We start from the raw sequence: 24,551 nt of genomic DNA, 5'->3' as shown, positions 1-24,551 counted from the left end.
CTGCTGGGCCGCCGCCGCAGGCCCCGCCGGGTGGCCATGCTCTCCGTGCACACCTCCCCGCTCCACCAGCCCGGCACGGGCGACGCCGGCGGTATGAACGTCTACATCGTCGAGCTCGCGCAGCGCCTCGCCGCGATCAACATCGAGGTCGAGATCTTCACCCGGGCCACCACGGCCGCCCTCCCCCCGTCCGTCGAGCTGGCCCCCGGCGTCCTCGTGCGCCACATCGACGCGGGCCCCTACGAAGGCCTCCCCAAGGAGGACCTCCCGGCCCAGCTGTGCGCCTTCACGCACGGCGTCATGCAGGCCTGGGCCGGTCACCGCCCCGGTCACTACGACCTCGTGCACTCGCACTACTGGCTCTCCGGCCACGTCGGCTGGCTCGCCGCCCAGCGCTGGGGCACCCCCCTGGTGCACGCCATGCACACCATGGCCAAGGTCAAGAACGCCGCTCTGGCCACCGGCGACAACCCCGAGCCCGCCGCCCGCGTGATCGGCGAGATGCAGGTCGTGGCCGCCGCCGACCGCCTCATCGCCAACACCGCCGAAGAGGCCGACGAACTCGTACGGCACTACGACGCCGACCCCGGCCGGGTCGCCGTCGTCCACCCGGGCGTCAACCTCGACCGCTTCTCCCCGGCTGACGGCCGAGCCGCCGCCCGCGCCCGCCTCGGTCTCCCGCAGGACGCTCTGATCCCCCTCTTCGCCGGCCGCATACAGCCCCTGAAGGCCCCCGACGTGCTGCTCCGCGCGGTCGCCGTCCTCCTGGACGAGCGACCCGAGCTGCGCGCCAACATCGTCGTCCCGATAGTCGGCGGCCCCAGCGGCAGCGGCCTGGCCAAGCCGGAGGGCCTGCAGAAGCTCGCCGCCCGCCTGGGCATCGCCGACGTCGTACGCTTCCGCCCGCCCGTCAACCAGGAACAGCTGGCGGACTGGTTCCGGGCGGCCTCCGTCCTCGTCATGCCGTCCTACAGCGAGTCGTTCGGCCTGGTCGCCATCGAGGCCCAGGCGGCGGGCACGCCGGTGCTGGCGGCAGCGGTGGGCGGCCTCCCGGTGGCGGTCGACGACGGACGTACGGGATTCCTCGTACAAGGGCACGATCCCGCCGCCTACGCGCGCGTGCTGCGCGATTTCGCCGACGACGAGACCCTCACCGCCCGGATGGGCGCGTCGGCGGCCCGGCACGCCCAGCGCTTCGGCTGGGACGCCTCGGCCGCCGCCACGGGGGACGTCTACACGGCAGCGATGCAGGCCCACAGGCGTCGCGTACGCTCGCTGCATGGCTGATTCGGCGTCGATCATCGAGCAGGTCCTCACCGAGGCCGAACTGGACTGGGAGAGCCCGAAGCCCGGCAACTACGTGGTGAAACTCCCGGGCACCCGCAAACTCTCGACGACGGTCTCGCTCCTGGTGGGCAAGCACTCCCTGTCCCTGAACGCGTTCGTGATCCGCCACCCCGACGAGAACGAGCCGGGCGTCCACCGCTGGCTCCTGGAGCGCAACCTCAAGCTGTACGGCGTGAGTTACGCGGTGGACCGCCTGGGCGACGTCTACGTGACGTCCAAGCTCCCCCTGTCCGCGATCACCCCGGAGGAGATCGACCGCCTCCTCGGCTCGGTCCTGGAAGCGGCCGACGGCGGCTTCAACACCCTGCTGGAGCTGGGGTTCGCGTCCGCGATCCGCAAGGAGTACGCCTGGCGGGTGTCCCGGGGCGAGTCGACCCGCAACCTGGACGCGTTCGCCCACCTGACCCAGCGCCCTACGGACTGAATCCCCGGCCGAGCCGATAGCGCCCGGGCGGCACGCCCACCAACTTCCTGAAGTGGCGCGTGAGATGGGCCTGGTCGTAGAACCCGGCAGCCGTCGCGACCTCACCGGGAGCCAGCCCGTCGAGGAGCAGCCGCCGGGCCCGGTCGACGCGACGCGCGGTCAGATACTGGTGCGGCGGCATCCCGAAGGCCGCGCTGAACACCCGTACGAGATGGGCGGGATGGGCGTGCACGAGCCGCGCGGCCTCGTCGAGCGTGATCCCGTCGACGAGCCGCTCGTCGAGCAGTTCGCGCAACTGCCGGGCGAGCGGCGGATCGACACGCGGCGGACGGGGTACTTCCGACATCCGCACCCGTAGCCGCGTACGCAGCCTCTCCGCGACGAGCGCCAGCCGGCTCGCCGCCTCGAACTCCTCCCCGGCCCGCACGAGCGCACCGTGCAACTGCCCGACGCGCAGCCGCAGTTGTGGATCACGCAAATCGGGCCGGTCGACGGCGGCCCCGATCAACTCGTCGCCGAGATGGGTGGAGTCGAGATAGAGGACGCGCTTGCGGAACCCGTCCGGAGTCGCGGGCGACCCGTTGTGCGGCACATGCGGCGGCAACAGGGTCACGGTGTCGTGCGGGGTGCCCCGCTCGTGCCGGTCGAGGTCGTACCGTACGGCGCCGTCGTCGACGATGAGCAGCGTCCAGGAGTCGTGTACGTGCATCGGGTAGGCGTACTCGGTGAAGTGGGCGTGGAAGACCTCGACGACGCCGGTCACGGCCGGGCGCCAGGCGGAGACTTCCTGCCGGGTGGCCATGCAAAGAACGTACAAGACGGGGTCGTACGAGGCTCGGCAGTCTCGAAGCATGAGCACCGAGAGCCCGACGAACACCACCCCGATCCGCTTCGACACGAAGATCGCCGTTCTGCTGCGCGAGGACCTGGAACCCTGGCAGCGCCTGAACGTGACGGCGTTCCTGGTCAGCGGCCTGGGGACGACGGTCCCCGACGTGATCGGCGAGCCGTACGAGGACGCGGACGGCACCCCGTACCTCCCGATGTTCCGTCAGCCGGTCCTCGTTTTCGAGGCCACGAAGGAGACGCTGAAGGCGGCTCACGGACGGGCGGTGTCCCGGTCCCTGCCGTGCTCCGTCTTCACGTCCGACCTGTTCGGCACGGGCAACGACCGCGACAACCGGGCGGCTGTGCGGGCCGTGGGGGCAGGAGAGTTGGACGTGGTGGGGGTGGCGGTGTACGGGCCGAAGAACGCGGTGGACAAGGTGGTGAAGGGGGCGCGGATGCACCCGTGAGCCGCCGCCACGGCAGTAGCCAGCAGTCGGCGCCGGTGTCCACGAGCAGTGGCCGAACACGCCAGAGGCCAAAGGGTGGTCAGGCTCCGGTTCGCCCGATGTGTTCGATGTGGAGGGTGCGCGCGTCCTGGTCGAAACGGTAGAGGATACGCCAGGGCCCGTGATGAAGACGGCGGTGGTGAGTGCCCCAGGCCCGGGATCCTTCAGGCCTGGGATTCTCCGCGAGTTGGTCGGTCGCCTGGAGAAGCGCGTCCACCCCCTGCGGGTCGTCCTTGAGGTAACCAGTGGCCTCGTTGAGCGCTGCGGGTTCCCACTGGACCTGCCAGGTCACGCCTCGCTCCCCCTTCCCGCAGCGTCGAGAAGCGCACGCCGTGCCTCGGCATGCGGGATGGGAGTCTCTGTACGTCCGAGGGCACGGTCACGCTCAAGGCGCGCGAGCGCGAGCGCGTCCTCCAGGTCTTCGAGCTCCGCGGGGGAGATGAGGACCGCGGTCGGAACGCCGTGGTCGGTGAGGGTGATGTGCTCGTGCTGGGCGGCCCGGCGTGCGAGGTCCCCGAGCTTGCCTCTCGCTTCAGCGATCGGATATGTAGCTGACATGAATCTAGTGTACACACAGATGACACTTTCGGCCCGAGGATCACGTGTCGCAATGTGTTCCACCGCTGTGGCGCTCCGGCGGAGGTCGGTGACCTACCGGAGCGCCGCGGCCTTCGGGTGGTCGGTCAACTCCGCAGGATCTGGAGGGAGTTCATAGGCGGATTTCCTTCGCGGGAACCGGAGTCGGCCGATGGCAGGAGCACGTGCACACCAGGTACCGCACGCCGGGGACACCGCTGTCACGGGGCTCGAAGTCCCGGCAACGGGGATGCTGGCCGAGAGTGCACCGGGGTGACCGGTACGGGGGTTCCGGCGTCCAGGCCGGCTCGGGGGAGTGGGTCACTTGGCCGTCCCTCTGCCGGTGTTGGCCGTGCGGTGGAGCGGAATCACGTTCCATGTGCGGCCCCAAGGGGCGCGGTGGTCCCCGTCGTGCCCGTGAGGGAGCACGCACGCGCCCAGCTCGCTGAGGATGGGGGCGTGGTGCAGCAGGGAGGCGCGGGCCGTCCCGCACCGGTCCGTGTGCGTCGTCGGCGGTGTGCTCATCGGGACCCCTCGGCGTAGGCGTGGCGGTAGGCCGCCCACAGGTCCCGCCCGCTCTCGCAGCCGTCCTGCGCCTTGCGTACGTCCTTGCACTCGGCGCATTTACGCGTGTGCTCGAACCACAGGCGGTAGGCGCGCAACATGGGCAACTCGGCCTGCCGCACGGCCGCCCCGACCCTGGCACCGCTCGTGCCGGTCATCGGACGCCGCCCCCGACCGGGACGGCGTGGATGTTGCGCCGGTCGAGGTCGAGGCGGAAGTGAGCCGCCAGCACGAGGACGCGCCGCCGCCTCCAGCGCAGCGCGCGTTCTCGCGCTGTCCAGTAGGGCCGCACACGGGCTGTACGGGGTGACTTGGCCGCCTCGGGAACCCAACATCCCGCGAGGCCGGGCAGATACGGCCGCGACAGACGGGAGGCGGAACCGTCCAGCGCTCCCCGGTCGGTGCTGTACGGCGACTGGCGCTGGGCCGGGACGCGTGCTGCTGTCGGGTGCGCGCGATCTTTTGCGTTTGTGCTGGTGACGACGGTTCGAGTTGGCGCCGGTGTCTTCCGGCGGGTCCCGGTCGCGGGCAGCAGACGGGTGAGTCCCCAGAGAACCAGGGTCACCAGAAGCCAGTGCAGCGCGGTGGCGCTACGCTCGGCCATGTTCATCAACTCCTACTTGGACTTGGTTGGTGGGCCACGCCCCCGGCCGTGACAGCGGCGCGGGGGTCTTCCATCGATGTACCACGGTACGCCACGGTCGCCATTGGTGCACCATGGGCTAGCAAGGCAGATCCCGGTGCACCAGGCAAAGCTGAAGGTATGGCCGAGTACGAGTGGCAGCGGATTGCACGCACCGTTGAAGAAGAGATCAGGTCGGGACGCATCCCGCCGGGTGGAGCGTTGTCCAGCATTACGCGGATGGCGGAGACCTACGGCGTTGCCGACCGGACCATCCGGCGCGCGCTACGGGACCTTCGTGAGCGAGGCCTGATTGAGACGCTGCCCCACAAGGGCTCCTTCGTCGTTGACGTGTTGCCGCCTGTCGACCCGCCAGGGTCTGGAGTTGTTTGAACTGATGGAGCCAGGCGGCGAGGGTCCTCTCAACCCTCCAGTTGCCGCACGCGGCCCTGGCCGCCCTCTGTCGGGTCAGCCGGGGAGGTGTCATCGTCCTTCACCGCAACCCGGTCCATCAGCACCCAGTACCCCGCCCCCGCCACCGTCCCGACGACCGCGCACAGCCCCCACAGCCACTCCGCGCCGAAGCGGTCGATGACGAAGCCGGACATCAGCGGGGCGACCAGGCCGGCCACTGGTTCTGTCGGTAGTTGGTGACGTCAGTTGTTCGTGAAAGCTGACGGAACCAGGTGATGGCCCAGAAAGATGTTCGCGAATTCTGACGTCACCATCGGGGTTGCGGTGTCAAGCTGGATGTGCTCAGTAAAGGAGCACCCCCGATGCCGCCTGGCCAGTCGAAGGTCGAGTTGTACGCCGCGCTGCGGCGCGACTCCCGCGATGGCATGTCGAACCGGGCGTTGCAGTGCAAGTACGGCGTCACCTGGAGCACGGTCAACAAGGCCCTGACCTCGGCTTGGCCGCAGCCACGCACGACAACCGCTTCGGCGCGGCCGTCGAAGCTGGATCCGTTCACGCTGCTGATCGACGAGGTCCTGCTCATTGATCTGGACGCGACCAGGAAACAGCGCCACACCGTCACCTCGGATCTACCGCCTTCTGATCGACGAGCACTCCTCGTCCGAGGCGTTGCGTTGACCACTTGAACCCGCACCGATGAGAGGGCGCAAGCGTCCTGCGAGCAACCGCGCGGTCCGGCCGGGGACTGAGAGTCCGGTGACCCGAACCCGTACCCGGCGAGGAGGGGCGAGGCCACGAGAAGCCGACGGGCGTCCCGGTGCTCGATGAAACGGGTGACGGGGATCTGCAGCACGACCACCAGCACGCCGTTGACGGCGATGACCATCCCGAAGTCCGCCGGGGTGAACCCGGCCGCGCCCATCGCGATCGGCAGCCCGACCGCGCCCTGCGGGTCGCGCGAGGGGACCACTCGATTAGCAGATTCCGTCAACCGTCCGGTTACCGTCCGGTTGCCGGGCGGCCGAGCAGCGGATCGGGACGTTCTATTACGCTCGGGGGCATGGCCGACGCACCGTACAAGCTGATCCTCCTCCGCCACGGCGAGAGCGAATGGAACGCGAAGAACCTGTTCACCGGCTGGGTGGACGTCAACCTCACCGACAAGGGCGAGAAGGAGGCGGTCCGCGGCGGTGAGCTGCTCAAGGACGCCGGTCTGCTCCCCGACGTGCTCCACACGTCCCTCCAGAGGCGCGCGATCCGCACAGCCCAGCTGGCCCTGGAGTCCGCGGACCGCCACTGGATCCCCGTCCACCGCAGCTGGCGCCTGAACGAGCGCCACTACGGCGCCCTCCAGGGCAAGGACAAGGCCCAGACACTCGCCGAGTTCGGCGAGGAGCAGTTCATGCTCTGGCGCCGCTCCTACGACACCCCGCCCCCGCCCCTCGAGGACGGCACGGAGTTCTCCCAGTCGGACGACCCGCGCTACGCGACGATCCCCCCGGAGCTGCGCCCCCGCACGGAGTGCCTGAAGGACGTCGTCGACCGCATGCTCCCGTACTGGTACGACGGCATCGTCCCCGACCTCCTCACCGGCCGTACGGTCCTGGTCGCGGCCCACGGCAACAGCCTCCGCGGCCTGGTCAAGCACCTGGACGGCATCTCCGACGAGGCGATCTCCGGCCTGAACATCCCGACGGGCATCCCCCTCGCCTACGAACTGGACGCCGACTTCAAGCCGGTGAAGCCGGGCGGCACCTACCTCGACCCGGACGCGGCTGCGGCGGCGATCGAGGCGGTCAAGAACCAGGGCAAGAAGAAGTAGCCTTCACGGCAATCTTTGTGATCATGCCCCCGACCTGCGCTCATGGCGCGGGGCGGGGGCAATCTCATGGCCCGTGGCCCTCACCCGGGCCAGATCCGGCCGGGCCGGGGCCGGTCACGTCGAGGCGCTCACGCCGTCAGTGGCACCGCGTGGATCTCGTCCGCCGGGTGACCGGCGCGTTCGTGGATGCGTTGGACCGCGTCCGCCGAGGGGGCCTCCGAGAGGCAGTAGACCGTGCCGGACGCGGGATCCGCCCACGCCTTCTCGAAGTGGACTCCCTCGTCCTTCTCGATGTCCAGGTCGGCCTGGTGGGCCTGGTTCAGCTGGTCGGCGGTGATGCCTTCCATACCGCGGTGGACGTCCATGAACTGGGGCATGGAGTCACACCTCCTATCCCTGATCCGGTCGCACTTCCCGCTCGTACGTTCGCCTGCTCCCCATCCTCCGCCCGCACCACGGTCCCGGCGACCCGGCGGGCGGCCTCCGGCGGCTACGTGAGGCCGATCTCCGCGCACTTCGCCGCGTACTCCGGGGTGCAGATCTCCTTGATGGTGTAGACGCCGTCCTGGATCACGGTGTCCTTGATGTTCTCCCTGGTGAGGGCCACCACCGGGACCAGCTGCGACGGGATCTTCTTCGTCGTCGGGCTGTCGACGCTGTCGCGGGTCAGCGCGTCGAACTCGATCCCGCGGCCCTGGACCCTGGACACCGCGATGGACGCGGCGTTGCTCGCCTCCAGGATGAACGACTTGTAGACGCTCATGTACTGCTCGCCCGAGACGATCCGCTGCACCGCCGCCAGGTCCGCGTCCTGCCCGGTCACCGGCGGGAGCTTCGAGACGCCCGCCTCCTTCAGCGCGTCGATGACCGCGCCGGCCATGCCGTCGTTCGCCGAGTAGACGGCGTCGATGTTGTTCAGCCCGACGGACCTGATCGCCGTCTCCATGTTGGCCTTGGCGACCTCGGGCAGCCAGTCCTTGGTGTTGTACGAGGCCGCGACCTGGACCTTGCCCTGGAGCTCGGTCATCGCGCCGTCCTTGAACAACGCCGCGTTCGGGTCCGTGAGCGAGCCGTTGATCATCACGATCTTGCTGGTCGCGGCCTTGTCACCGAGCGCCTCGACGACCGAGCGGCCCTGCACCTCGCCGACGAGTTCGTTGTCGTGCGAGACGTACGCGTCGATCGGACCCTCCGCGAGCCGGTCGTACGCGATGACCGGTATGTCCGCGTCCTTGGCCTTCTCGATGGCCGGCGCGATGGTCTTGGCGTCGATCGCGTCCACCACGAGGACGTCTACCTTTTCGGCGATCATCTCCTCGAGCTGCCGGTTCTGCTTGGCCTTGTCCGCCTTGGCGTTGGCGTAGAGGACCTTGCCCTTGCCGTTGGTGAGGGCGATGATCTGCTTCTTGAAGAGCGGGTAGTCGAACTTCTCGAAGCGCTTCGTCTTCGTGTCGGGCAGCAGGAGCCCCACGGTGATGTCGTCGCCCTTCTTCGGCGCCGCGGAACCGCTGCTGCCACTGGCGCTGTCGATGACACCGCACGCGGCGAGCGAGAAGGCCGAGGCAGCGGCCGTCACCGCGATGGCGGTACGGCGCACGGCGGTCCGACGGGGGGTACGAGCGTTCACGGCAGGTGCCTTCCAGGCGGGGAACAGCAGGACGAACCCAGATACAGATACGGCAGCCAACGCGGGTGCAGCACGTGACGTCAAGAAGTGCTGGTTAACGAGATGGCAACAGGGTGCCTGTTGTGCATGGACAGCGTTCGGGCGTCAACTGCTGTGAAGAGTATGCCCGTTCAACGACCGTCGAGGTCGTCCTCCACCGCCCCGGACAGGGGTGGACTGCCCCGCAGTACACAAACCTCACACAAAAGGACCCCATCTCCCACAACGGGAGACAGGGTCCTCACGGCCTCAGTGGTGCAGCTGGTGATACGCCGTCAGCCGCACTGGCAGGGGTTGCCCGACTGGCACCCGCACCCGCAGCCGGAGCCGCAGCCGCACGCGCCGAACAGGGGCAGGGTCTTTATCTCGGCGGGCTGCTGCGTCTCGCGTGCCTGCGTCGGGTCGGGCGTGCTGGGGGTCTCGGCCATGGGGCCCTCCTGGAGCCTGGATCCTGGAGACGGGTGCCTTCGCCCCATTGCATGCCCGCCCCGCCGGGCGCATCAACGGCGCACGGAGGCTCGCGGACCCCTCGGCGGCACGAGAGCCGGCCCCGCGCGCCCCCGCCGCGGAGCCGGCCGGAGGCTAGGCCTTACTCAGGCTCCCTCGGCCCCGGTGGGCGGCTGCACGTCCTGCTGCAGCTCGTCCGCGTGCTCGCCCGTCACCAGGAACACCACACGCTTGGCGACCGACACCGCGTGGTCCGCGAAGCGCTCGTAGTAGCGGCCCAGCAGCGTGACGTCGACCGCCGTCTCGATGCCGTGCTTCCAGCGGTCCTCCATCAGGTGCCGGAAGAGCGTGCGGTGCAGCAGGTCCATCTCGTCGTCGTCCGTCTCCAGCTGCATCGCCAGATCGACGTCCTTGGTGATGATGACCTCGGCCGCCTTCGCCATCAGACGCTGCGCGAGCTGGCCCATCTCCAGGATCGTGGCGTGCAGGTCGCTCGGGACCGCACGCTCCGGGAAACGCAGCCGGGCCAGCTTGGCGACGTGCTGGGCGAGGTCGCCCGAGCGCTCCAGGTCGGCGCTCATCCGCAGCGACGTGACAACGATCCGCAGGTCGGTCGCCACCGGCTGCTGGCGGGCCAGCAGCGCTATGGCGCGGCCCTCCAGGTCGTGCTGGAGCTCGTCGACCCTGGCGTCGGCCTCGATGACACTTTCGGCCAGCTTCAGATCGGAGTCGAGTATCGCCGTCGTGGCACGCCCGATCGCCGACCCGACAAGTCGGGCCATCTCGACCAGACTATCGCCGATCGAGTCAAGTTCCTCGTGGTACGCGTCACGCATCAGGTGTCCCTCTCTTGACGTCCGTTCGGGGGCGAACAGCGGGCCCCGTGACCCCCACGCTCCCACGTTCGGCCCCGCACGCGTCCTTTTCCGCCCCGACAAATGAACCAATACTGGCTCCAAGGTGAACTCTGGGCGACGAGTGTTCGAGGTCGCACTCTGTTGGCTGTGGCCAGGACCTGTCCCATGCCTAACCTGGCTGCATGGACGTGAACGCGGCTGTCGCCGCAGCGGCAGCGATCGCCGGGGTGCTCACCGGCGTCATCGCCATGCTGGCGTTCCGCTGGAGCGAGCGCGACCAGAAACGCCCCACCCGCACCTCCCTGCACACCGACCCCGTACTGCCGCCCGGCGTCGACACGGTGCTGTCCGTGCTGCGCTCCTCGGCCGTCGTACTCGACGAGGCCGACGCCGTCGTCAAGGCCAGCTCGGCGGCGTACGCCCTCGGACTGGTCCGCGGCGGAAAGCTCTCGGTGGAGCCGATGCTCCACATGGCCCGCGACACCCGGCGTGACGGCGAGATACGCCAGGTCGAGCTGGACCTCCCCAGGCGCGGCACCGGACGCGGCGAGGCCCTCGCGGTCTCCGCACGCGTCGCCCCGCTCGGCTCCCGGCTCATCCTCCTCCTCGTCGAGGACCTCACCGAGGCCCGCCGCATCGAGGCGGTACGGCGCGACTTCGTCGCGAACGTCAGCCACGAGCTCAAGACCCCCACCGGCGCCCTCTCCCTCCTCTCCGAGGCCGTCATGGGCGCCTCGGACGACCCCGAGGCCGTCGAACGCTTCGCCGGCCGGATGCAGATCGAGGCCACCCGGCTGACCAGCCTCGTCCAGGAACTCATCGACCTCTCCCGGGTGCAGAACGACGACCCGCTGGAGGACGCCGAGCCGGTCCGCGTCGACGAACTCGTCGCCGAGGCCGTCGACCGCTGCCGCCACCAGGCCGGCGCCAAGCAGATCACCATGGCCGCCGGAGGAACCGCCGACCTGCGCGTCTGGGGCAACCGCGGCCAGCTCGCCGCCGCCCTCGGCAACCTCGTCGAGAACGCTGTCAACTACTCGCCCTCCACCACCCGCGTCGGCATAGCGGCCCGCCGGGTGAACTCGCCGGGCGGGGACCTGATCGAGGTCGCCGTGACCGACCAGGGCATAGGCATCTCCGACAAGGACAAGGAGCGCATCTTCGAGCGCTTCTACCGCGTCGACCCCGCCCGCTCCCGCGCCACCGGCGGTACGGGCCTCGGGCTGGCGATCGTCAAGCACGTGGCCGCCTCGCACGGCGGGGAGGTCACGGTGTGGAGCTCCGAGGGCCAGGGCTCCACGTTCACCCTGCGACTCCCCGAGGCGGCCACCGGCCGCCGAGCCCGTGCGAACCGGCCGCACCTGTACGACCATGACTCACACCCCGAGTCACTCCCAGACTCCGACCCCGAAGCCGGGGACGGACCGTCCGACCCCGGCGAAGTGGCCGACCGGACCACCGGTACATCCCCTTACGATCCGCTTCACGCCCCGGAGGTCCATCCGTGACCCGAGTGCTCGTCGTCGAGGATGAGGAATCCTTCTCCGACGCTCTTTCCTACATGCTCCGCAAGGAGGGCTTCGAGGTCGCCATCGCGGCCACCGGCCCCGACGGACTCGACGAGTTCGAGCGCAACGGCGCCGACCTCGTCCTGCTCGACCTGATGCTGCCGGGCCTGCCCGGTACGGAGGTCTGCCGTCAGCTGCGCGTCAAATCGAACGTCCCGGTGATCATGGTCACCGCCAAGGACAGCGAGATCGACAAGGTCGTCGGCCTGGAGATAGGGGCCGACGACTACGTCACCAAGCCCTTCTCCTCCCGCGAACTGGTCGCCCGCATCCGCGCCGTCCTGCGCCGCCGGGGCGAGCCCGAGGAGGTCAGCCCGGCCGCGCTGGAGGCAGGCCCGGTCCGGATGGACGTCGACCGCCACGTGGTCACCGTCTCCGGCGCCAAGATCGACCTCCCGCTCAAGGAGTTCGACCTGCTGGAGATGCTGCTGCGCAACGCCGGCCGCGTACTGACCCGTATGCAGCTCATCGACCGGGTCTGGGGCGCCGACTACGTGGGTGACACCAAGACCCTCGACGTCCACGTCAAGCGCCTGCGCGCCAAGATCGAGCCGGACCCGGGTGCGCCCAGGTACCTGGTGACGGTCCGCGGCCTCGGATACAAGTTCGAGCCGTAAACCGACCCGCACACGCACGCGTGTACGTCGAAGGGCGGGACCTCTTGGAGAGGTCCCGCCCTTCGACGTACACGCGGCTCTTACTGACCGGACGTCGCCGAGGTGCTCGGGGAGGCCCCGTCGGCAGGCGACTCGGCCTCTCCGGACGTGCTCGGGGAAGCGGACGTCGCCGGCTTGCCCGAGGCGGAGGCGGAAGGCGAGGCGGTGTCGGCCGGTGCCGCAGGGGCCTCGGTCGGGCCCCACGAGGCGTAGAAGCCCTCAGCCGGGACGACGAACGCGCGCAGGCTCACGTCACCGGTCTTGCTGAAGGCGAAGGTGATCTTCTGCGCATTGCCGTCCTGGACCGCCTCGCGGCTGCTCGGCAGCACGGCGGAGGCGTTGTTCTTGCCCCCGATGACGAGCGAGCCGCCGGCCGGGATGCTCAGGCTCTTGCCCTCGGCGGGCTTCAACTCGGCGGTCTTGCCGGTGCCGGGGACGGTGATCGACTCCAGCGTCTGAGCGGTGTCGCCGGTGTTGAACACCGTCGCGGAGACGGCGGCCGGGCCGGTCGACTCCAGCTCCGACGGGGTGATGACGACGACGTTCTGCAGCTTGATGTCGCCGACGGTCGTGGCCGCGTTGTCCGGCTTGACCTCCAGCGTCTGGGCGTTGTTTCCGGCTGCGCACCCGGCGAGCGTGGCGACCGAGAACGCGAGGGCGGATGCGGCGAGGGCGCCGCGTCGAAGGCTGCTGCTCACGGCGGCGGCAACTCCTAGGAACGCACGGGCAGCTCCTTATAAAGCCGCCCTAAGTGACTGTCAGCGGCCTTAGGTTACCGAGCCGTTCCCGCGCCGCTGCACCCGACCCGCCTCTAGGGCGGGCGGAGGTGCCGCCTCAGGAGAGGACGGGCGCCTCATGAACCACTTCGACATTCACATAAGTGCCGTCGCGAGGGCTTGCGGATTTCCGGTGAAGGAATGAGCGCGTCCGGAAATTGATCACCGGTGGATCACCTGTAGATCATCCGCTCGGCCGTCTACGGACATCGACCGGACATCGACCGGACATGGATCGAAGATCGACCGCCGTGATCAATTCCGGATTCACCCCGCGCCCGACTCCGCTCACCGAACGGAGTAGCGGAAGTCGCACACCTGGAAGCGGACATAAGTGGATGTTTGGTCGCTCGGCAGGGCCTCCGGGTGCGTGTAACGCCCGGGTTTCACTTCGTTCGGAGAGCTGCTCCGACCTGCGAATACCCCCGGCGCCGTCGCCTCCGAGGCCTTGTCGAAGCACGTTCCTGTTGCAGTTGTCAAGCCCCGAGATATGCCCTGACCTGCGAAAACGCCATTCAGAAGCCGTCGTTTCCGTGTTACCCTGGATAGCCACGGAAGGGGTACCTGTCACATGACGTTCAAGGTTGGCGACACCGTGGTCTATCCCCATCACGGGGCCGCGCTGATCGAGGCTATCGAAGTTCGCCAGATCAAAGGCGTGGACAAGACCTACTTGGTGCTGAAGGTCGCCCAGGGTGATCTGACGGTACGTGTGCCAGCGGACAATGCGGAGTTCGTCGGCGTACGTGATGTGGTTGGTCAGGAAGGGCTGGACCGGGTCTTCGAGGTCCTGCGCGCTCCGTTTGCCGAGGAGCCCACGAACTGGTCGCGACGTTACAAGGCAAATCTCGAGAAGCTCGCCTCCGGCGATGTCATCAAGGTCGCGGAAGTCGTCCGTGACCTGTGGCGTCGTGAGCGTGAGCGCGGACTGTCCGCCGGTGAGAAGCGCATGCTCGCCAAGGCTCGCCAGATCCTGGTGAGCGAGCTCGCGCTGGCGGAGAACACGAACGAGGACAAGGCCGAGGCACTGCTCGACGAGGTGCTCGCGTCCTGACTCTGACTGAACGCAGGCCCTGAGAAGCCGGCTCACTCAGCTCAGTAGCGCAATGAAATGCCGCGGTGCCCGATGACGTATCCAATGTCGCCGGGCGCTGCGGCATGTTCGTGCCCGGATGTCCTGACGCAAATCCGGGACACCACTGGCGCACTGACACCATCAGCGGATTTCCTACGGGCAGCGGATTCTCCGCGGTCGCTGTTTCCCCGCGGTCTGCCAGTAGCACTGAAGTACCGATACTTGGTGTGCCGGGCCCGGAGCAGGCTCGACCGGATGTCACGGAAGGGTCCGATCGGGGCTCGCGCCCGGCACTCCTCCAGGCCATACCCACGAGGGCTCGGCACACAAACCTGACAGGAACCGATGTCTGACGAATCGCGCCCCACACCCCCCGGGGCACGTACGGCCGCCGTGATTCCGGCCGCCGGCCGGGGCGTACGCCTCGGCCCGGGCGCTCCCAAAGCGCTTCGAGCGCTGAACGGCACGCCCATGCTCGTCCACGCGGTGCGCGCGATGGCCGCGTCCCGTGCCGTCTCGCTGGTCGTCGTCGTGGCCCCGCCGGACGGCGCCGCCGAGGTGAAGACCCTCCTCGACGCCCACCCGCTGCCCGAACGCACGGACTTTCTCGTCGTACCCGGCGGAGAGTCCAGGCAGGAGTCGGTGAAGCTCGGCCTGGACGCGCTGCCGCCCGGCATCGACATCGTCCTCGTGCACGACGCCGCCCGCCCGCTGGTACCGGTGGACACCGTCGACGCGGTGATCGAGGCGGTACGCGAGGGTGCGCGGGCCGTGGTCCCCGCGCTGCCGCTCGCGGACACCGTCAAGGAGGTCGAACCGGCCACGACGCCCGGGGAACCGGAACCGGTGGTGGCGACGCCGGAGCGGGCGAGACTGCGGGCGGTCCAGACACCGCAGGGTTTCGCGATCGACACCCTCGTACGAGCCCACGAGACGATCACCGACAACGTCACCGACGACGCGAGCATGGTCGAACAGCTGGGCCTGCGGGTCGTGGTCGTGCCCGGTCACGAGGAGGCCTTCAAGGTGACGAGGCCGCTCGATCTCGTGCTGGCGGAAGCGGTTCTGGCCCGCAGGAGGCTCAACGATGGCTTCTGAGTCTTCCGTGCCTGCCGTGTCTTCCGCGCTGGGGCCGGTGCTACTGCCCCAGGTCGGCATCGGTACCGACATTCACGCTTTCGAGGAGGGCCGGGAGCTGTGGTGCGCCGGCCTGAGGTGGGAGGGCGAGGGGACGGGCCTCGCGGGTCACTCCGACGCGGACGTCGTCGCCCACGCCGCGTGCAACGCGCTGTTCTCGGCGGCCGGCCTCGGCGACCTCGGACAGCACTTCGGCACCGGCCGCCCGGAGTGGTCCGGGGCGTCCGGGGTGACGCTGCTGGCGGAGGCGGCACGGATCGTACGCGCGGCGGGGTTCACCATCGGCAACGTCGCGGTGCAGGTGGTGGGGCCCCGGCCGAAGATCGGGAAGCGGCGCGAGGAAGCGCAGAAGGTGCTGTCGGAGGCGGTGGGCGCGCCCGTGTCGGTCTCCGGCGCGACGACGGACGGGCTCGGTTTTCCGGGGCGGGAGGAAGGGCTGATGGCGGTGGCCACGGCGCTGGTGGCCCGTACGGGCTGAGCCCGAGAAGTTCGCCCCCGCCGCCCCTACCCGTCCCGTCCTTCTGGGGCAGAGCCCCAGGCCCCGCCCGGGGCTCTGCCCCCTGGACCCCCGCTCCTCAAACGCCGGAGAGGCTGGATTGTGGACGGCAATGTCACGAATATGTGGCCCTTGTGGGTAAGGGTCGCAAGGCATCGGGTGCAGGCCACTACCCTGGTCCCGTGACCATTCGCCTGTACGACACCAGCGCCCGGCAGATTCGTGACTTCGCCCCGCTCACGCCGGGTTGTGTCTCGATCTACCTCTGTGGCGCCACCGTGCAGGCCGCCCCGCACATCGGGCATATCCGGTCCGGCCTCAACTTCGACATCCTGCGCCGCTGGTTCACCTACCGCGGGTACGACGTCACGTTCATCCGCAACGTCACCGACATCGACGACAAGATCATCAAGAAGGCCGCCGAGCAGGAGCGCCCCTGGTGGTCCATCGGTTTCGAGAACGAGCGCGCCTTCAACGACGGGTACGCCGCCCTCGGCTGCCTCCCCCCGACCTACGAACCGCGTGCCACCGGGCACGTGACCGAGATGGTCGAGATGATGCGCGGGCTCATCGAGCGCGGACACGCGTACGAGGCCGACGGGAACGTCTACTTCGACGTGCGCTCCTTCCCCGGCTATCTGCAGCTGTCCAACCAGGAACTCGACAACCTGCTCCAGCCCTCCGGCGACGGCGAGACCGGCAAGCGCGACTCCCGTGACTTCGCCATGTGGAAGACCGCCAAGCCCGGCGAGCCCACCTGGGAGACGCCCTGGGGACGGGGACGGCCCGGCTGGCACCTCGAGTGCTCCGCCATGGCCCACAAGTACCTGGGCACCGCCTTCGACATCCACGGCGGCGGCCTCGACCTGATCTTCCCCCACCACGAGAACGAGATCGCCCAGGCCAAGGCCTTCGGCGACGACTTCGCGTCGTACTGGCTGCACAACGCGTGGGTCACCATGAGCGGCGAGAAGATGTCGAAGTCCCTCGGCAACTCCGTCCTCGTCAGCGAGATGGTCAAGGCCTGGCGGCCCATCGTCCTGCGCTACTACCTCGGCACCCCGCACTACCGCTCGATGATCGAGTACAGCGACGACGCCCTGCGCGAGGCCGAGTCGGCGTTCGCCCGGATCGAGGGGTTCGTGCAGCGCGTCGTCGAGAAGGCCGGGGGCGTCGTCGAGCCCGCCGCCGAGGTGCCGCCCGCCTTCGCCGAGGCCATGGACGACGACCTGGGCGTGCCGCAGGCCCTCGCCGTCGTGCACACCACCGTCAGGCAGGGCAACTCCGCCCTCGCCGCCGACGACAAGGAAGCCGCCGTCGCCCGGCTCGCTGAGGTGCGCGCCATGCTCGGCGTCCTCGGCCTCGACCCGCTCGACCCGCACTGGGTCGGGGAGGCCGGTGACCGGGGTGAGGACCTGCACGGCGTCGTCGACAGCCTCGTACGACTCGTCCTCGATCAGCGTGAGGCCGCCCGCGGGCGCAAGGACTGGGGGACCGCGGACGCCATCCGCGATCAGCTCAACCAGTCCGGCCTCGTCATCGAGGACGGCCCGCAGGGGCCGCGCTGGACCCTCGGACCACGCTGAGTATTTCCCCTCATATCCCCATATTTCCTTGATCGATTGTGCCGCTCGGGTTTCCGGGCGGCACACTCATAGACGTACACACGCACGCCTTCACACAGACAGGTAGGTCATGGCCGCTAACAACCGCCGCATGTCCGGCAAGAAGGGCGCGCAGGTCGGCAGTGGCGGCCAGCGGCGCCGGGGGCTCGAGGGCAAGGGCCCGACGCCGCCCGCCGAGGCGCGCAAGAAGCACAAGAAGAACCGTATTGCCAATGCCAAGGCCAAGCAGATCCAGCGGCGGCCCGCATCCAAGGGGCGCGGCGGGAAGGCATCCTCCGAACTCGTCGTCGGGCGCAACTCGGTCGTCGAGGCGCTGCGCGAGGGCGTCCCGGCCACCACGCTCTACGTCCAGCAGTTCATCGACAACGACGAGCGCGTGCGCGAGGCGCTCCAGCTCGTCGCCGAGCGCGGCGGCATCCACCTGATGGAAGCCCCCCGGCCCGAGCTCGACCGCATGACCAACGGCCTCAACCACCAGGGGCTCGTGCTCCAGGTCCCGCCGTATGTGTACGCCCACCCCGAGGACCTCGCCAACGCCGCCTACGACAACGGCGTGGACCCCCTCATCGTCGTCCTCGACGGTGTCACCGACCCGCGCAACCTCGGCGCCGTCGTCCGCTCCGTCTCCGCCTTCGGCGGGCACGGAGTCGTCGTGCCCGAGCGTCGCGCCGCCGGCATGACCGCCGGCGCCTGGAAGACCTCCGCCGGCGCCGCCGCCCGCACGCCCGTCGCCCGCGCCACCAACCTGACGCGCACCCTGGAGGCGTACCAGAAGGCCGGGATCGTCGTCGTCGGGCTCGCCGCCGACGGCAACGCCGAACTCGGCGACCTGCCCGCCCTCGGCGGACCCGTCGTCATCGTCGTCGGCAGCGAGGGCAAGGGCCTGTCCCGGCTGGTCGGGGAGACCTGCGACCACCTCGTGCGGATCCCGATGCCCGGTGGCACCGAGTCCCTCAACGCCGGTGTCGCCGCCGGGATCGTGCTGTACGAAGCGGCCCGCCGACGCGCCTGAACACGCGTGCGCGACGTCACCCGTGCGGGGGAATCCGGGCGGGTGACGTGACCTTGACGCGGCCCGGACACATCCGCCAAGTCAAAGCAGTGTCCTAACCTCACGTCACTCGGTTAGATGAGTGTGGACACCAGAACACCCCGCACACCCACGGGGGACCGCTCGTCGGGATACGACGACGCTCCCGCGCTGAGCATGGTGAAGGTGCCGAGCGATCCGGCGCAGGTCATCGTCAACCATGCGAGTTTCCGCGTGCAGTTGGGGGCCTCGACACGGCGGGCGGCACCGTCCGCCCGCGTCGCCCGGCACCTCGGCGCCTCCGAGGAAACGACGCGCATCCCCGTCGCAGGCGCCGGCGGCGCCACGGCCGTCCGACGCCGGGCACCCGTCGTCTGGAGCGGCAAGTCGGCGCCCGACGACACCGGCGCCCACCGGCTGCTCCAAGCCGTACGAGGCTCCAGCGTGCGCCACGGCGAACAGCCGCCGACCGCCGACGCCGGAGCGACGCAGGTCATCCCCCGCATCGACGACGAGCTCGACTACGCCGGCAGCACCCTCGACCAGACCGTCGAGACGCCCATCGTCGGCAGCCAGCGCACCCACGGCTCCGACCGGCTGCTCCCCAACATGCGCACTACCGGCAGCGCGTACGAGGAGGCCGGATACGGCGACTCCGGGTACGGCCAATCCGGCTACGGCGACGGCGAGTTCGGCTACGAGGGCGACGAAGCCTACGAGCGGGACACCGACGGGCCACGCACCGGCGGCAGACGGCATTCCAACGACCCCGTACGGCACGCCTATTACCCCGGCCGCCGGATGAACCTCGGCGTCGTCCTGCTCCCGCTCCGCATCTTCCTCGGCTTCATCTCCATCTACGCCGGCATGGGCAAGCTCTGCGACCCCGTCTACTTCGACGGCGGCAAACGCGGCTCCATGATGAAGTGGCTCAACACCCTTCACCCCTGGGAAGTCGCCGAGCCACTAAGGCAGTTCGCCCTCCAGCACCCCGTGGGCTCCGGACTCGTCATCGCCTTCCTCCAGGTCATCGTCGGGGTCCTCACGGTCCTCGGCCTGTGGCAGCGGGTCGCCGCGGTCGGCGGCGCCATGCTCTCCGCCGCGCTGCTCGTCACCGTCAGCTGGAAGAGCGTCCCCGTCTACGACGCCCCCGACATCATCTATCTGGCCGCCTGGTCGCCGCTGATCATCGCCGGCGCCCCCGTCTACTCCATCGACGGCCGCCTCGCCGGCAGCGCCTGGCGCCGACTCGGCCCCCGTACGGACATCTGGGAGCTGCGGAGTTACGTCCTGCGCCGCGGCGCCCTCGTCACGGCCGTCGTCATCGGGCTCACGCTTCTCATCGGCTCGCTCCTCGGCGGAGCCGTCCGCGACGCCGACCGTGTGGTCGTCCCCGGCCCCGGTGAAGCCCCGCGCAACGAACTCCCCGGCTCCCCGCTCCCCGAGCAGCCCGGCGAACGCCGCGCCTCGAAGAGCCCCTCGGCGGCCACCAAGTCCCCGACCCAGAGCGCCACTTCGGCCAGCCCCACCACCGGCGACGCCGCGACCACCCCCCAGGAGGCCCGCGAGAGCGGCAGCGTCACCGGAAGCCGGCCCAGCCAGACCCAGGGCAGCGCCGGCCAGGCCCCGCCGCAGCAGACCACCCCGGCCCAGCAGGCGCCGAGCACCACCGCCGGACCGTCCTCGTCGGGCGGCACGGGCATCCCGGGCGGCACCAACGGCGGCTCCACGGGCGGCAGCACAGGCGGCAGCGACAGCAGCACCGGCGGCTCCTCCACGGGCCAGCCAGGGCTGGTGGGCGGCCTTCTGGGCTAGCAACAACCCGCCTGGGTAGGGCGGTTACGTCAGTGGGGTCCCGCACCTTCCCGGTGCGGGACCCCACTGACGTAACCGCCCTACGCGCAAAGACCTTTGGTGAGCCGTCTGCTCAACGGCCCAGCGCGGCCAGCTCCTTCGCGGCCTCCGTGAGGTCCTTCGCCGTGTCGATCGCGCGCCAGTAGGCGCCGTGCGGGATCGTGAAGCCGGCCAGGCGGAGTTCGCGGGCCAGGTGGGGGAACGTGGTGCGCTCGTGGTCACCGCGGTCCGGGAGCAGGGCGGCGAACTCGGCGGAGAAGACGTACACGCCCGCGTTGATCTCGAAGGTCGACGGAGGGGACTCGATGAAGTCCGTGATGCGGCCGAAGCCGTCCGTCTGCACGGCACCCCACGGCAGTCGCGGGCGGGCCAGCGCGAGAGTCGCGACGGCGTCCCGCTCTGCATGGAAGTCGGCCATGTCGCGCAACGAGAAACGCGTCCAGATGTCGCCGTTGGTGGCGTACCAGGGCTGTTCCGGGGCGGGGAGATGCGCGGCGGCGTACTTGAGGCCGCCGCCACGGCCGAGGGGTTCGGTCTCGACGACCGTCGTGACGTTCAGCGGCAGATCCGCGCTCTCCAGCCAATTCTGGAGGACCTCGGCGAGATGGCCACAGCTGACCACGACGTCCGTCACGCCCTCCTCGGCGAGCCAGACGAGCTGATGGCCGATGATCGGCGTCCCCGTGCCGGGGATCTCGACCATCGGCTTGGGCCGGTCGTCGGTGTACGGGCGGAGCCGGGAGCCCTGGCCGCCGGCGAGGACCACGGCCTGGGTGGGGCGCGAGGTGGCGTTCGGATCGGTCATGTCCGAACTGTACGGGGCGCTCCGCGGGTTTCGCGGGGGAGGTGGGGTGGCGCTGTGGGTGGAGCTGTGGTGGGGCTGTGGTGGGGATCTGCGGGTCGGTGGGGGCTGGTCGCGCAGTTCCCCGCGCCCCTGGGAGGCAGCCCCCTGCGGGGGCGCCTCCCAGGGGCGCCTGACGGTTCAGCTGTGGGCCGCGGCCACTCCTGTCGCGAAGGACGTGTCGCAGACCGGGCGGGCGAACGACTGGGCGCGTGACGGGCCGTACATGCGGACCGCTGCACGGCCCAGGGCGCGGGCGATCGAGGTGCAGTGCTTCGCCAGCGACGGGTGGCCGTTCACCGCCTGCTGCAGATGAGTGAGGGCGATGCCGGGGTCCTTCTCCTGGAGCTCCAGGAGAAGCTGGTCCCGCAGGACATCCTGCGGTGCGGGGGCAGCGGCGGCCCGGGCGGCCAAGTCCTCGGAGGAGGCGGTGAGCACCGAGTCCGAGGGATTCCCCGACCAGTTGACTCGGGTGACCGCGAGGGTCCCGGACAGCACCAGGACGACGGGCAGGACAAGGGCGAGGCTACGGCCGATCCGGCGGGCGGGGCCACGGCCACTTCGCGTCAGTTGGTTAGTGGAGTGCTTCACGCGAGTGAGGGTAGCGCTCAGTGCTGAATTGGCGACATTCAGTCACCCAATCGGGGGATGGATTGGTTGCATTTTGTGGGTAGGGCGTTGACGTACGCGATTCGAAACGACCGGTGTGCCGGGGTATCGGGCCTCCGGTGAGCGCACATGCGAAGGGGCCCCACGGCAAGCCGTGGGGCCCCTTCGACGATCAGCGATCAGGCCGAGCCTCAGTCGGTGAGGCGCTCGCCCGTGGAGGTCGAGAACACGTGGATCTCGCCCGGCTGCGGCACGACGTGCAGCGTGGCGCCCTTGTCCGGGACGGCACGGCCGCTGACGCGGACGACCAGGTCCCTGAGCTCGCCGTCGACCTTGGCGCTGCCGTAGACGTAACCGTCGGCGCCCAGCTCCTCGACCACGTTCACCGTGACGGCGAGACCGGCCGGAGCGTCCGCCGTGTCCTTGGTCAGGGCGTCGGCGGCGGCACCGTTGTGCTCGACGATGTCGAAGTGCTCCGGACGCACGCCGACCGTGACGGTGGTGTCACCCTTGTCGGAGGCGGCCTTGAGAGCCTCGCGGTTGACCGGGACGACGCTGTTGCCGAACTTCACGCCACCGTCGGCGATCGGGACCTCGATCAGGTTCATCGCCGGAGAGCCGATGAAGCCGGCCACGAAGAGGTTCTTGGGGCGGTCGTACATGTTGCGCGGCGAGTCGACCTGCTGGAGCAGACCGTCCTTCAGCACGGCCACCCGGTCGCCCATGGTCATGGCCTCGACCTGGTCGTGGGTGACGTAGACGGTGGTGATGCCCAGGCGGCGCTGCAGCGACGCGATCTGCGTACGCGTCGACACGCGGAGCTTGGCGTCGAGGTTCGACAGCGGCTCGTCCATCAGGAACACCTGGGGCTCACGCACGATGGCGCGACCCATGGCGACACGCTGACGCTGACCACCGGAGAGCGCCTTCGGCTTACGGGCCAGGTAGTCCGTGAGGTCGAGGATCTTCGCCGCGTCCTCGACCTTCTGGCGGATCTCGGCCTTGTTGACGCCGGCGATCTTGAGCGCGAAGCCCATGTTGTCGGCGACCGTCATGTGCGGGTACAGCGCGTAGTTCTGGAACACCATTGCGATGTCCCGGTCCTTCGGCGGCAGGTGCGTGACATCGCGGTCACCGATGTGGATCGAGCCGGCGTTGACGTCCTCGAGACCCGCGAGCATGCGCAGGGAGGTGGACTTTCCGCAGCCGGAGGGACCGACGAGGACGAGGAACTCGCCATCCGCGACGTCGAGCTCGAGCTGGTCGACGGCGGGCTTGTCGCCACCCGGGTAGATGCGGGTCGCCTTGTTGAACGAAACAGTGGCCATGGGTACTAGGCCCCCTTCACCGGCAGGAACGTGCCGGACGATCCGTAGTGGAAGGTGGTGTAGTCCACGTACGCGGACTGAATCTGGACGGTACCCGGGGTTTCGACGTCTGTCAGTAGCTGGGGGAGTGTGAACTTCGCGGAAATTTTCGACAGGGGCTCGGCCTCGACCTGGGTACACTGCACGGGCACGCACGCTGGCACAGGCTGTGCACGCGCGTGTGCAGGCCTCCTTAGCTCAGCTGGCCAGAGCAACGCACTTGTAATGCGTAGGTCGTCGGTTCGAATCCGACAGGGGGCTCCAGTACTGCCATACGGGGTCAGCGGTCGCAGGGATCAGCCCCGCAGTCGTCGCACGATCTCCAGGTCCGTTTCCTCCAGCGGATCCCCGTCCTTGATGTTCCACAGGGCGTTCTGCAGCACCCTGGCGAGGGTCCACGCGCGTGCCCGTTCACGGTCCAGGGACAGGGCCTCCGTCAGGGCGTCGAAGCGCCAGCGGATGTCGGCGGGGTCGAAGCGGTTGTTGAGGGCCGGCCAGAGGTCGAAGGCTGGGTCTCCTGCCAGGGGTTTCGGGTCGATCGCCAGCCAGGGGGCGCGGGTGGCGGCGAGGACGTTCTCGTCGTGGAGGTCCCAGTGGAGGAGGCGGTCGCCGGGGTCGGGGGCCACTTCGCGCAGGGCCGCCTCGCAGTCCTTGAGGAGGGTGCGGGCCTCGGGGTCCGGGATCCGGGGGAGGGCATGCGGTGCCCGGTCCAGCATTCGTGCCGCGATGTCGCCCAGGCGGCGGATGCCCGGTGGCGCTGGTAGGGCGGTGAGGTGGGTCAGGAGGTCGGCGATGATCAGGGTGGCTTCGTGGGCGTCGGGGTGGTGGGACAGCATCCGGGTGTGGTCGAGGCGTTCCAGGAGCATCGTGCCGGTGGTGGGTTCGTGGTCCAGGAGGTGTACCGCGTGGTCGCCGTTCCAGAGGCGCAGGGCGGTCGGTTCGCCCTCGCTCTCGGTGTCCATGAGCTGGAGTTTCAGGACGGCCGGGGTGTCGTCGGGGCGGCGGACCGGGAGGACCAGGGCTGTTACGCCGTGCATGGAGGGGCCGTCGACGCGTAGGTTCCAGCGGTCGAGGAAGTCGGCGGCGCGGGCGGGGAGCGCGGTGATGAAGGCGCGGCCCGCCTCGCCGTTGTACTTGAGCTGGGTGGCGGCCAGTTCGTCAGGGACGTGGATGTGGATGCGCGTCACTGGCCGACTTTATGTGCGTGCGTAAATTGAGGCATGCGAATTCCGGTGGGCCCGCGTGGGGTGTGGGCGTACGTCCGTAGTGCTCCGGGCACCTACTTGTGGCTGCTCGTCCTGTTCGTCACGACTGTGGCGGTGCATCACATGTCGGCGGAGTTCCAGGAGGAGTTCCTGCGGCAGCGGTCGACGAACATCAATGAGTTGCGGACCATCGGGTGCGGCTGCTGTTGGCTGATCTCCAGTGCGATTTGACATCCTCT

Annotated in this window: 30 protein-coding genes, 1 tRNA gene and 3 pseudogenes; 16 read left to right on the top strand and 18 right to left on the bottom strand. The window is 69.4% G+C overall.

Annotated features, from left to right (window positions below; genetic code table 11):
- Positions 1-36: 36 nt before the first annotated feature.
- A complete protein-coding gene (gene mshA, locus G3I56_RS32435; protein ID WP_203691171.1) occupies positions 37-1,287 on the top strand; it encodes a D-inositol-3-phosphate glycosyltransferase in 1,251 nt (416 codons plus the stop codon).
- Positions 1,280-1,771, top strand: a complete 492-nt coding sequence (locus G3I56_RS32430; protein ID WP_164415234.1) for a YbjN domain-containing protein — start codon at positions 1,280-1,282, stop codon at positions 1,769-1,771. The genes mshA and G3I56_RS32430 overlap by 8 nt, the downstream gene beginning before the upstream one ends.
- Here G3I56_RS32430 and G3I56_RS32425 read toward each other — a convergent pair.
- Positions 1,761-2,573, bottom strand: coding sequence for an AraC family transcriptional regulator (locus tag G3I56_RS32425; protein WP_164415232.1), 813 nt, complete (start codon positions 2,571-2,573; stop codon positions 1,761-1,763). The two genes, G3I56_RS32430 and G3I56_RS32425, sit on opposite strands and share 11 nt — an antisense overlap.
- 49 nt (positions 2,574-2,622) lie before the next feature.
- Between G3I56_RS32425 and G3I56_RS32420 the strand changes: the two genes are divergently transcribed.
- Positions 2,623-3,066 (top strand): DUF2000 domain-containing protein, encoded by a 444-nt coding sequence (locus tag G3I56_RS32420; RefSeq protein ID WP_164415230.1) that lies wholly within the window; start codon positions 2,623-2,625, stop codon positions 3,064-3,066.
- A 79-nt stretch (positions 3,067-3,145) separates the two neighbouring features.
- Here the strand turns inward: G3I56_RS32420 and G3I56_RS32415 are convergent, their stop codons facing one another.
- From G3I56_RS32415 to G3I56_RS32395, 5 genes are all read right to left on the bottom strand, one after another.
- A complete protein-coding gene (locus tag G3I56_RS32415; RefSeq protein WP_164415228.1) occupies positions 3,146-3,397 on the bottom strand; it encodes a type II toxin-antitoxin system RelE/ParE family toxin in 252 nt (83 codons plus the stop codon).
- On the bottom strand, positions 3,394-3,663 hold the full coding sequence (locus tag G3I56_RS32410; RefSeq protein ID WP_164415226.1) for a type II toxin-antitoxin system prevent-host-death family antitoxin: 270 nt from the start codon (positions 3,661-3,663) through the stop codon (positions 3,394-3,396). Before G3I56_RS32410 ends, G3I56_RS32415 begins: the two co-directional genes overlap by 4 nt.
- Before the next feature lie 339 nt (positions 3,664-4,002).
- On the bottom strand, positions 4,003-4,206 hold the full coding sequence (locus tag G3I56_RS32405) for a hypothetical protein (RefSeq protein WP_164415224.1): 204 nt from the start codon (positions 4,204-4,206) through the stop codon (positions 4,003-4,005).
- On the bottom strand, positions 4,203-4,403 hold the full coding sequence (locus tag G3I56_RS32400; RefSeq protein ID WP_164415222.1) for a hypothetical protein: 201 nt from the start codon (positions 4,401-4,403) through the stop codon (positions 4,203-4,205). Before G3I56_RS32400 ends, G3I56_RS32405 begins: the two co-directional genes overlap by 4 nt.
- Positions 4,400-4,849, bottom strand: a complete 450-nt coding sequence (locus tag G3I56_RS32395) for a hypothetical protein (protein WP_239135233.1) — start codon at positions 4,847-4,849, stop codon at positions 4,400-4,402. The genes G3I56_RS32400 and G3I56_RS32395 overlap by 4 nt, the downstream gene beginning before the upstream one ends.
- A 159-nt stretch (positions 4,850-5,008) precedes the next feature.
- Between G3I56_RS32395 and G3I56_RS32390 the strand changes: the two genes are divergently transcribed.
- Positions 5,009-5,260, top strand: a complete 252-nt coding sequence (locus G3I56_RS32390) for a winged helix-turn-helix domain-containing protein (protein ID WP_164415220.1) — start codon at positions 5,009-5,011, stop codon at positions 5,258-5,260.
- A gap of 29 nt (positions 5,261-5,289) precedes the next feature.
- Here G3I56_RS32390 and G3I56_RS32385 read toward each other — a convergent pair.
- A pseudogene (locus tag G3I56_RS32385) lies at positions 5,290-5,499 on the bottom strand (MFS transporter); the annotation flags it as partial.
- A 144-nt stretch (positions 5,500-5,643) separates the two neighbouring features.
- Here G3I56_RS32385 and G3I56_RS32380 point away from each other — a divergent pair.
- Positions 5,644-5,967 carry a hypothetical protein gene (locus G3I56_RS32380; RefSeq protein WP_164415034.1) on the top strand — a complete coding sequence of 108 codons (324 nt, stop codon included), beginning with the start codon at positions 5,644-5,646 and terminating at the stop codon, positions 5,965-5,967.
- Positions 5,968-6,041: 74 nt separating this feature from the next.
- On the opposite strand, the pseudogene G3I56_RS44250 reads toward G3I56_RS32380, so the two are convergent.
- Positions 6,042-6,230, bottom strand: a pseudogene (locus G3I56_RS44250) (MFS transporter); the annotation flags it as partial.
- Between the two features lie 111 nt (positions 6,231-6,341).
- Between G3I56_RS44250 and G3I56_RS32370 the strand changes: the two are divergent.
- The gene (locus G3I56_RS32370) at positions 6,342-7,103 is read left to right on the top strand and encodes a phosphoglyceromutase (protein ID WP_164415218.1); all 762 of its coding nucleotides are present in this window, start codon (positions 6,342-6,344) and stop codon (positions 7,101-7,103) included.
- Positions 7,104-7,231: 128 nt separating this feature from the next.
- Here G3I56_RS32370 and G3I56_RS32365 read toward each other — a convergent pair whose 3' ends face one another.
- The 4 genes from G3I56_RS32365 to phoU all read right to left on the bottom strand — a co-directional run bounded on the left by G3I56_RS32365 (position 7,232) and on the right by phoU (position 10,052).
- The gene (locus tag G3I56_RS32365; protein WP_164415216.1) at positions 7,232-7,480 is read right to left on the bottom strand and encodes an SCO4226 family nickel-binding protein; all 249 of its coding nucleotides are present in this window, start codon (positions 7,478-7,480) and stop codon (positions 7,232-7,234) included.
- Between the two features lie 113 nt (positions 7,481-7,593).
- Positions 7,594-8,730 carry a substrate-binding domain-containing protein gene (locus tag G3I56_RS32360; protein WP_343240109.1) on the bottom strand — a complete coding sequence of 379 codons (1,137 nt, stop codon included), beginning with the start codon at positions 8,728-8,730 and terminating at the stop codon, positions 7,594-7,596.
- A gap of 314 nt (positions 8,731-9,044) precedes the next feature.
- Positions 9,045-9,197, bottom strand: coding sequence for a hypothetical protein (locus G3I56_RS43370; RefSeq protein ID WP_203691130.1), 153 nt, complete (start codon positions 9,195-9,197; stop codon positions 9,045-9,047).
- 165 nt (positions 9,198-9,362) lie between these two features.
- Positions 9,363-10,052, bottom strand: coding sequence for a phosphate signaling complex protein PhoU (gene phoU, locus G3I56_RS32355; protein WP_164317614.1), 690 nt, complete (start codon positions 10,050-10,052; stop codon positions 9,363-9,365).
- Between the two features lie 203 nt (positions 10,053-10,255).
- Here phoU and G3I56_RS32350 point away from each other — a divergent pair, with 203 nt between their 5' ends.
- Positions 10,256-11,581, top strand: coding sequence for an ATP-binding protein (locus G3I56_RS32350; protein WP_164415214.1), 1,326 nt, complete (start codon positions 10,256-10,258; stop codon positions 11,579-11,581).
- Positions 11,578-12,258 carry a response regulator transcription factor gene (locus G3I56_RS32345; protein WP_164317610.1) on the top strand — a complete coding sequence of 227 codons (681 nt, stop codon included), beginning with the start codon at positions 11,578-11,580 and terminating at the stop codon, positions 12,256-12,258. Before G3I56_RS32350 ends, G3I56_RS32345 begins: the two co-directional genes overlap by 4 nt.
- Before the next feature lie 80 nt (positions 12,259-12,338).
- Here G3I56_RS32345 and G3I56_RS32340 read toward each other — a convergent pair whose 3' ends face one another.
- The gene (locus G3I56_RS32340) at positions 12,339-12,995 is read right to left on the bottom strand and encodes a DUF461 domain-containing protein (protein ID WP_164415212.1); all 657 of its coding nucleotides are present in this window, start codon (positions 12,993-12,995) and stop codon (positions 12,339-12,341) included.
- 649 nt (positions 12,996-13,644) lie between these two features.
- Between G3I56_RS32340 and G3I56_RS32330 the strand changes: the two genes are divergently transcribed.
- The 6 genes from G3I56_RS32330 to G3I56_RS32305 all read left to right on the top strand — a co-directional run bounded on the left by G3I56_RS32330 (position 13,645) and on the right by G3I56_RS32305 (position 20,251).
- Complete coding sequence (locus G3I56_RS32330; RefSeq protein WP_164415210.1) at positions 13,645-14,127, top strand: CarD family transcriptional regulator; 483 nt, start codon at positions 13,645-13,647, stop codon at positions 14,125-14,127.
- 366 nt (positions 14,128-14,493) lie between these two features.
- On the top strand, positions 14,494-15,246 hold the full coding sequence (gene ispD / locus G3I56_RS32325) for a 2-C-methyl-D-erythritol 4-phosphate cytidylyltransferase (RefSeq protein WP_164415208.1): 753 nt from the start codon (positions 14,494-14,496) through the stop codon (positions 15,244-15,246).
- Entirely contained in the window at positions 15,236-15,763 is a 528-nt protein-coding gene (gene ispF, locus G3I56_RS32320; protein WP_203691128.1) for a 2-C-methyl-D-erythritol 2,4-cyclodiphosphate synthase, read from the top strand. The genes ispD and ispF overlap by 11 nt, the downstream gene beginning before the upstream one ends.
- A 200-nt stretch (positions 15,764-15,963) precedes the next feature.
- Positions 15,964-17,367, top strand: coding sequence for a cysteine--tRNA ligase (gene cysS / locus G3I56_RS32315; RefSeq protein WP_164415206.1), 1,404 nt, complete (start codon positions 15,964-15,966; stop codon positions 17,365-17,367).
- A 109-nt stretch (positions 17,368-17,476) separates the two neighbouring features.
- The gene (gene rlmB / locus G3I56_RS32310) at positions 17,477-18,418 is read left to right on the top strand and encodes a 23S rRNA (guanosine(2251)-2'-O)-methyltransferase RlmB (protein ID WP_164415204.1); all 942 of its coding nucleotides are present in this window, start codon (positions 17,477-17,479) and stop codon (positions 18,416-18,418) included.
- Positions 18,419-18,535: 117 nt separating this feature from the next.
- Entirely contained in the window at positions 18,536-20,251 is a 1,716-nt protein-coding gene (locus G3I56_RS32305) for a DoxX family protein (RefSeq protein ID WP_203691126.1), read from the top strand.
- 112 nt (positions 20,252-20,363) lie between these two features.
- On the opposite strand, the gene G3I56_RS32300 is transcribed toward G3I56_RS32305, so the two are convergent.
- From G3I56_RS32300 to G3I56_RS32285, 4 genes are all read right to left on the bottom strand, one after another.
- Positions 20,364-21,095 carry a nucleotidyltransferase family protein gene (locus tag G3I56_RS32300; protein ID WP_164415202.1) on the bottom strand — a complete coding sequence of 244 codons (732 nt, stop codon included), beginning with the start codon at positions 21,093-21,095 and terminating at the stop codon, positions 20,364-20,366.
- Between the two features lie 177 nt (positions 21,096-21,272).
- Complete coding sequence (locus tag G3I56_RS32295) at positions 21,273-21,722, bottom strand: hypothetical protein (protein ID WP_164415200.1); 450 nt, start codon at positions 21,720-21,722, stop codon at positions 21,273-21,275.
- A gap of 209 nt (positions 21,723-21,931) precedes the next feature.
- The gene (ugpC, locus tag G3I56_RS32290) at positions 21,932-23,068 is read right to left on the bottom strand and encodes a sn-glycerol-3-phosphate ABC transporter ATP-binding protein UgpC (protein ID WP_164415198.1); all 1,137 of its coding nucleotides are present in this window, start codon (positions 23,066-23,068) and stop codon (positions 21,932-21,934) included.
- A 5-nt stretch (positions 23,069-23,073) separates the two neighbouring features.
- Complete coding sequence (locus G3I56_RS32285) at positions 23,074-23,253, bottom strand: hypothetical protein (protein WP_164415196.1); 180 nt, start codon at positions 23,251-23,253, stop codon at positions 23,074-23,076.
- 41 nt (positions 23,254-23,294) lie between these two features.
- Between G3I56_RS32285 and G3I56_RS32280 the strand changes: the two genes are divergently transcribed.
- A tRNA-Thr gene (locus G3I56_RS32280) sits at positions 23,295-23,371 on the top strand.
- 32 nt (positions 23,372-23,403) lie between these two features.
- Here the strand turns inward: G3I56_RS32280 and G3I56_RS32275 are convergent.
- A complete protein-coding gene (locus tag G3I56_RS32275) occupies positions 23,404-24,294 on the bottom strand; it encodes an aminoglycoside phosphotransferase family protein (protein ID WP_164415193.1) in 891 nt (296 codons plus the stop codon).
- 33 nt (positions 24,295-24,327) lie between these two features.
- Here G3I56_RS32275 and G3I56_RS32270 point away from each other — a divergent pair.
- Positions 24,328-24,495: pseudogene (locus G3I56_RS32270) on the top strand (rhomboid-like protein); the annotation flags it as partial.
- Positions 24,496-24,551: the final 56 nt, after the last annotated feature.

Origin of the sequence: Streptomyces sp. SID12488, assembly GCF_010548275.1 — a bacterium.
GTDB lineage: Bacteria > Actinomycetota > Actinomycetes > Streptomycetales > Streptomycetaceae > Streptomyces.
The sequence above is the reverse complement of the archived record's forward strand: the minus strand, read 5'-3'. Positions and strand labels throughout refer to the sequence as shown.

Coding starts and splice junctions, on each gene's coding strand:
- mshA (WP_203691171.1), top strand. CDS start 37: ATGCTCTCCGTGCACACCTCCCCGCTCCACCAGCCCGGCACGGGCGAC.
- G3I56_RS32430 (WP_164415234.1), top strand. CDS start 1,280: ATGGCTGATTCGGCGTCGATCATCGAGCAGGTCCTCACCGAGGCCGAA.
- G3I56_RS32425 (WP_164415232.1), bottom strand. CDS start 2,573: ATGGCCACCCGGCAGGAAGTCTCCGCCTGGCGCCCGGCCGTGACCGGC.
- G3I56_RS32420 (WP_164415230.1), top strand. CDS start 2,623: ATGAGCACCGAGAGCCCGACGAACACCACCCCGATCCGCTTCGACACG.
- G3I56_RS32410 (WP_164415226.1), bottom strand. CDS start 3,663: ATGTCAGCTACATATCCGATCGCTGAAGCGAGAGGCAAGCTCGGGGAC.
- G3I56_RS32405 (WP_164415224.1), bottom strand. CDS start 4,206: ATGAGCACACCGCCGACGACGCACACGGACCGGTGCGGGACGGCCCGC.
- G3I56_RS32400 (WP_164415222.1), bottom strand. CDS start 4,403: ATGACCGGCACGAGCGGTGCCAGGGTCGGGGCGGCCGTGCGGCAGGCC.
- G3I56_RS32395 (WP_239135233.1), bottom strand. CDS start 4,849: ATGGCCGAGCGTAGCGCCACCGCGCTGCACTGGCTTCTGGTGACCCTG.
- G3I56_RS32390 (WP_164415220.1), top strand. CDS start 5,009: ATGGCCGAGTACGAGTGGCAGCGGATTGCACGCACCGTTGAAGAAGAG.
- G3I56_RS32380 (WP_164415034.1), top strand. CDS start 5,644: ATGCCGCCTGGCCAGTCGAAGGTCGAGTTGTACGCCGCGCTGCGGCGC.
- G3I56_RS32370 (WP_164415218.1), top strand. CDS start 6,342: ATGGCCGACGCACCGTACAAGCTGATCCTCCTCCGCCACGGCGAGAGC.
- G3I56_RS32365 (WP_164415216.1), bottom strand. CDS start 7,480: ATGCCCCAGTTCATGGACGTCCACCGCGGTATGGAAGGCATCACCGCC.
- G3I56_RS43370 (WP_203691130.1), bottom strand. CDS start 9,197: ATGGCCGAGACCCCCAGCACGCCCGACCCGACGCAGGCACGCGAGACG.
- phoU (WP_164317614.1), bottom strand. CDS start 10,052: ATGCGTGACGCGTACCACGAGGAACTTGACTCGATCGGCGATAGTCTG.
- G3I56_RS32350 (WP_164415214.1), top strand. CDS start 10,256: ATGGACGTGAACGCGGCTGTCGCCGCAGCGGCAGCGATCGCCGGGGTG.
- G3I56_RS32330 (WP_164415210.1), top strand. CDS start 13,645: ATGACGTTCAAGGTTGGCGACACCGTGGTCTATCCCCATCACGGGGCC.
- ispD (WP_164415208.1), top strand. CDS start 14,494: ATGTCTGACGAATCGCGCCCCACACCCCCCGGGGCACGTACGGCCGCC.
- ispF (WP_203691128.1), top strand. CDS start 15,236: ATGGCTTCTGAGTCTTCCGTGCCTGCCGTGTCTTCCGCGCTGGGGCCG.
- rlmB (WP_164415204.1), top strand. CDS start 17,477: ATGGCCGCTAACAACCGCCGCATGTCCGGCAAGAAGGGCGCGCAGGTC.
- G3I56_RS32305 (WP_203691126.1), top strand. CDS start 18,536: ATGAGTGTGGACACCAGAACACCCCGCACACCCACGGGGGACCGCTCG.
- G3I56_RS32300 (WP_164415202.1), bottom strand. CDS start 21,095: ATGACCGATCCGAACGCCACCTCGCGCCCCACCCAGGCCGTGGTCCTC.
- ugpC (WP_164415198.1), bottom strand. CDS start 23,068: ATGGCCACTGTTTCGTTCAACAAGGCGACCCGCATCTACCCGGGTGGC.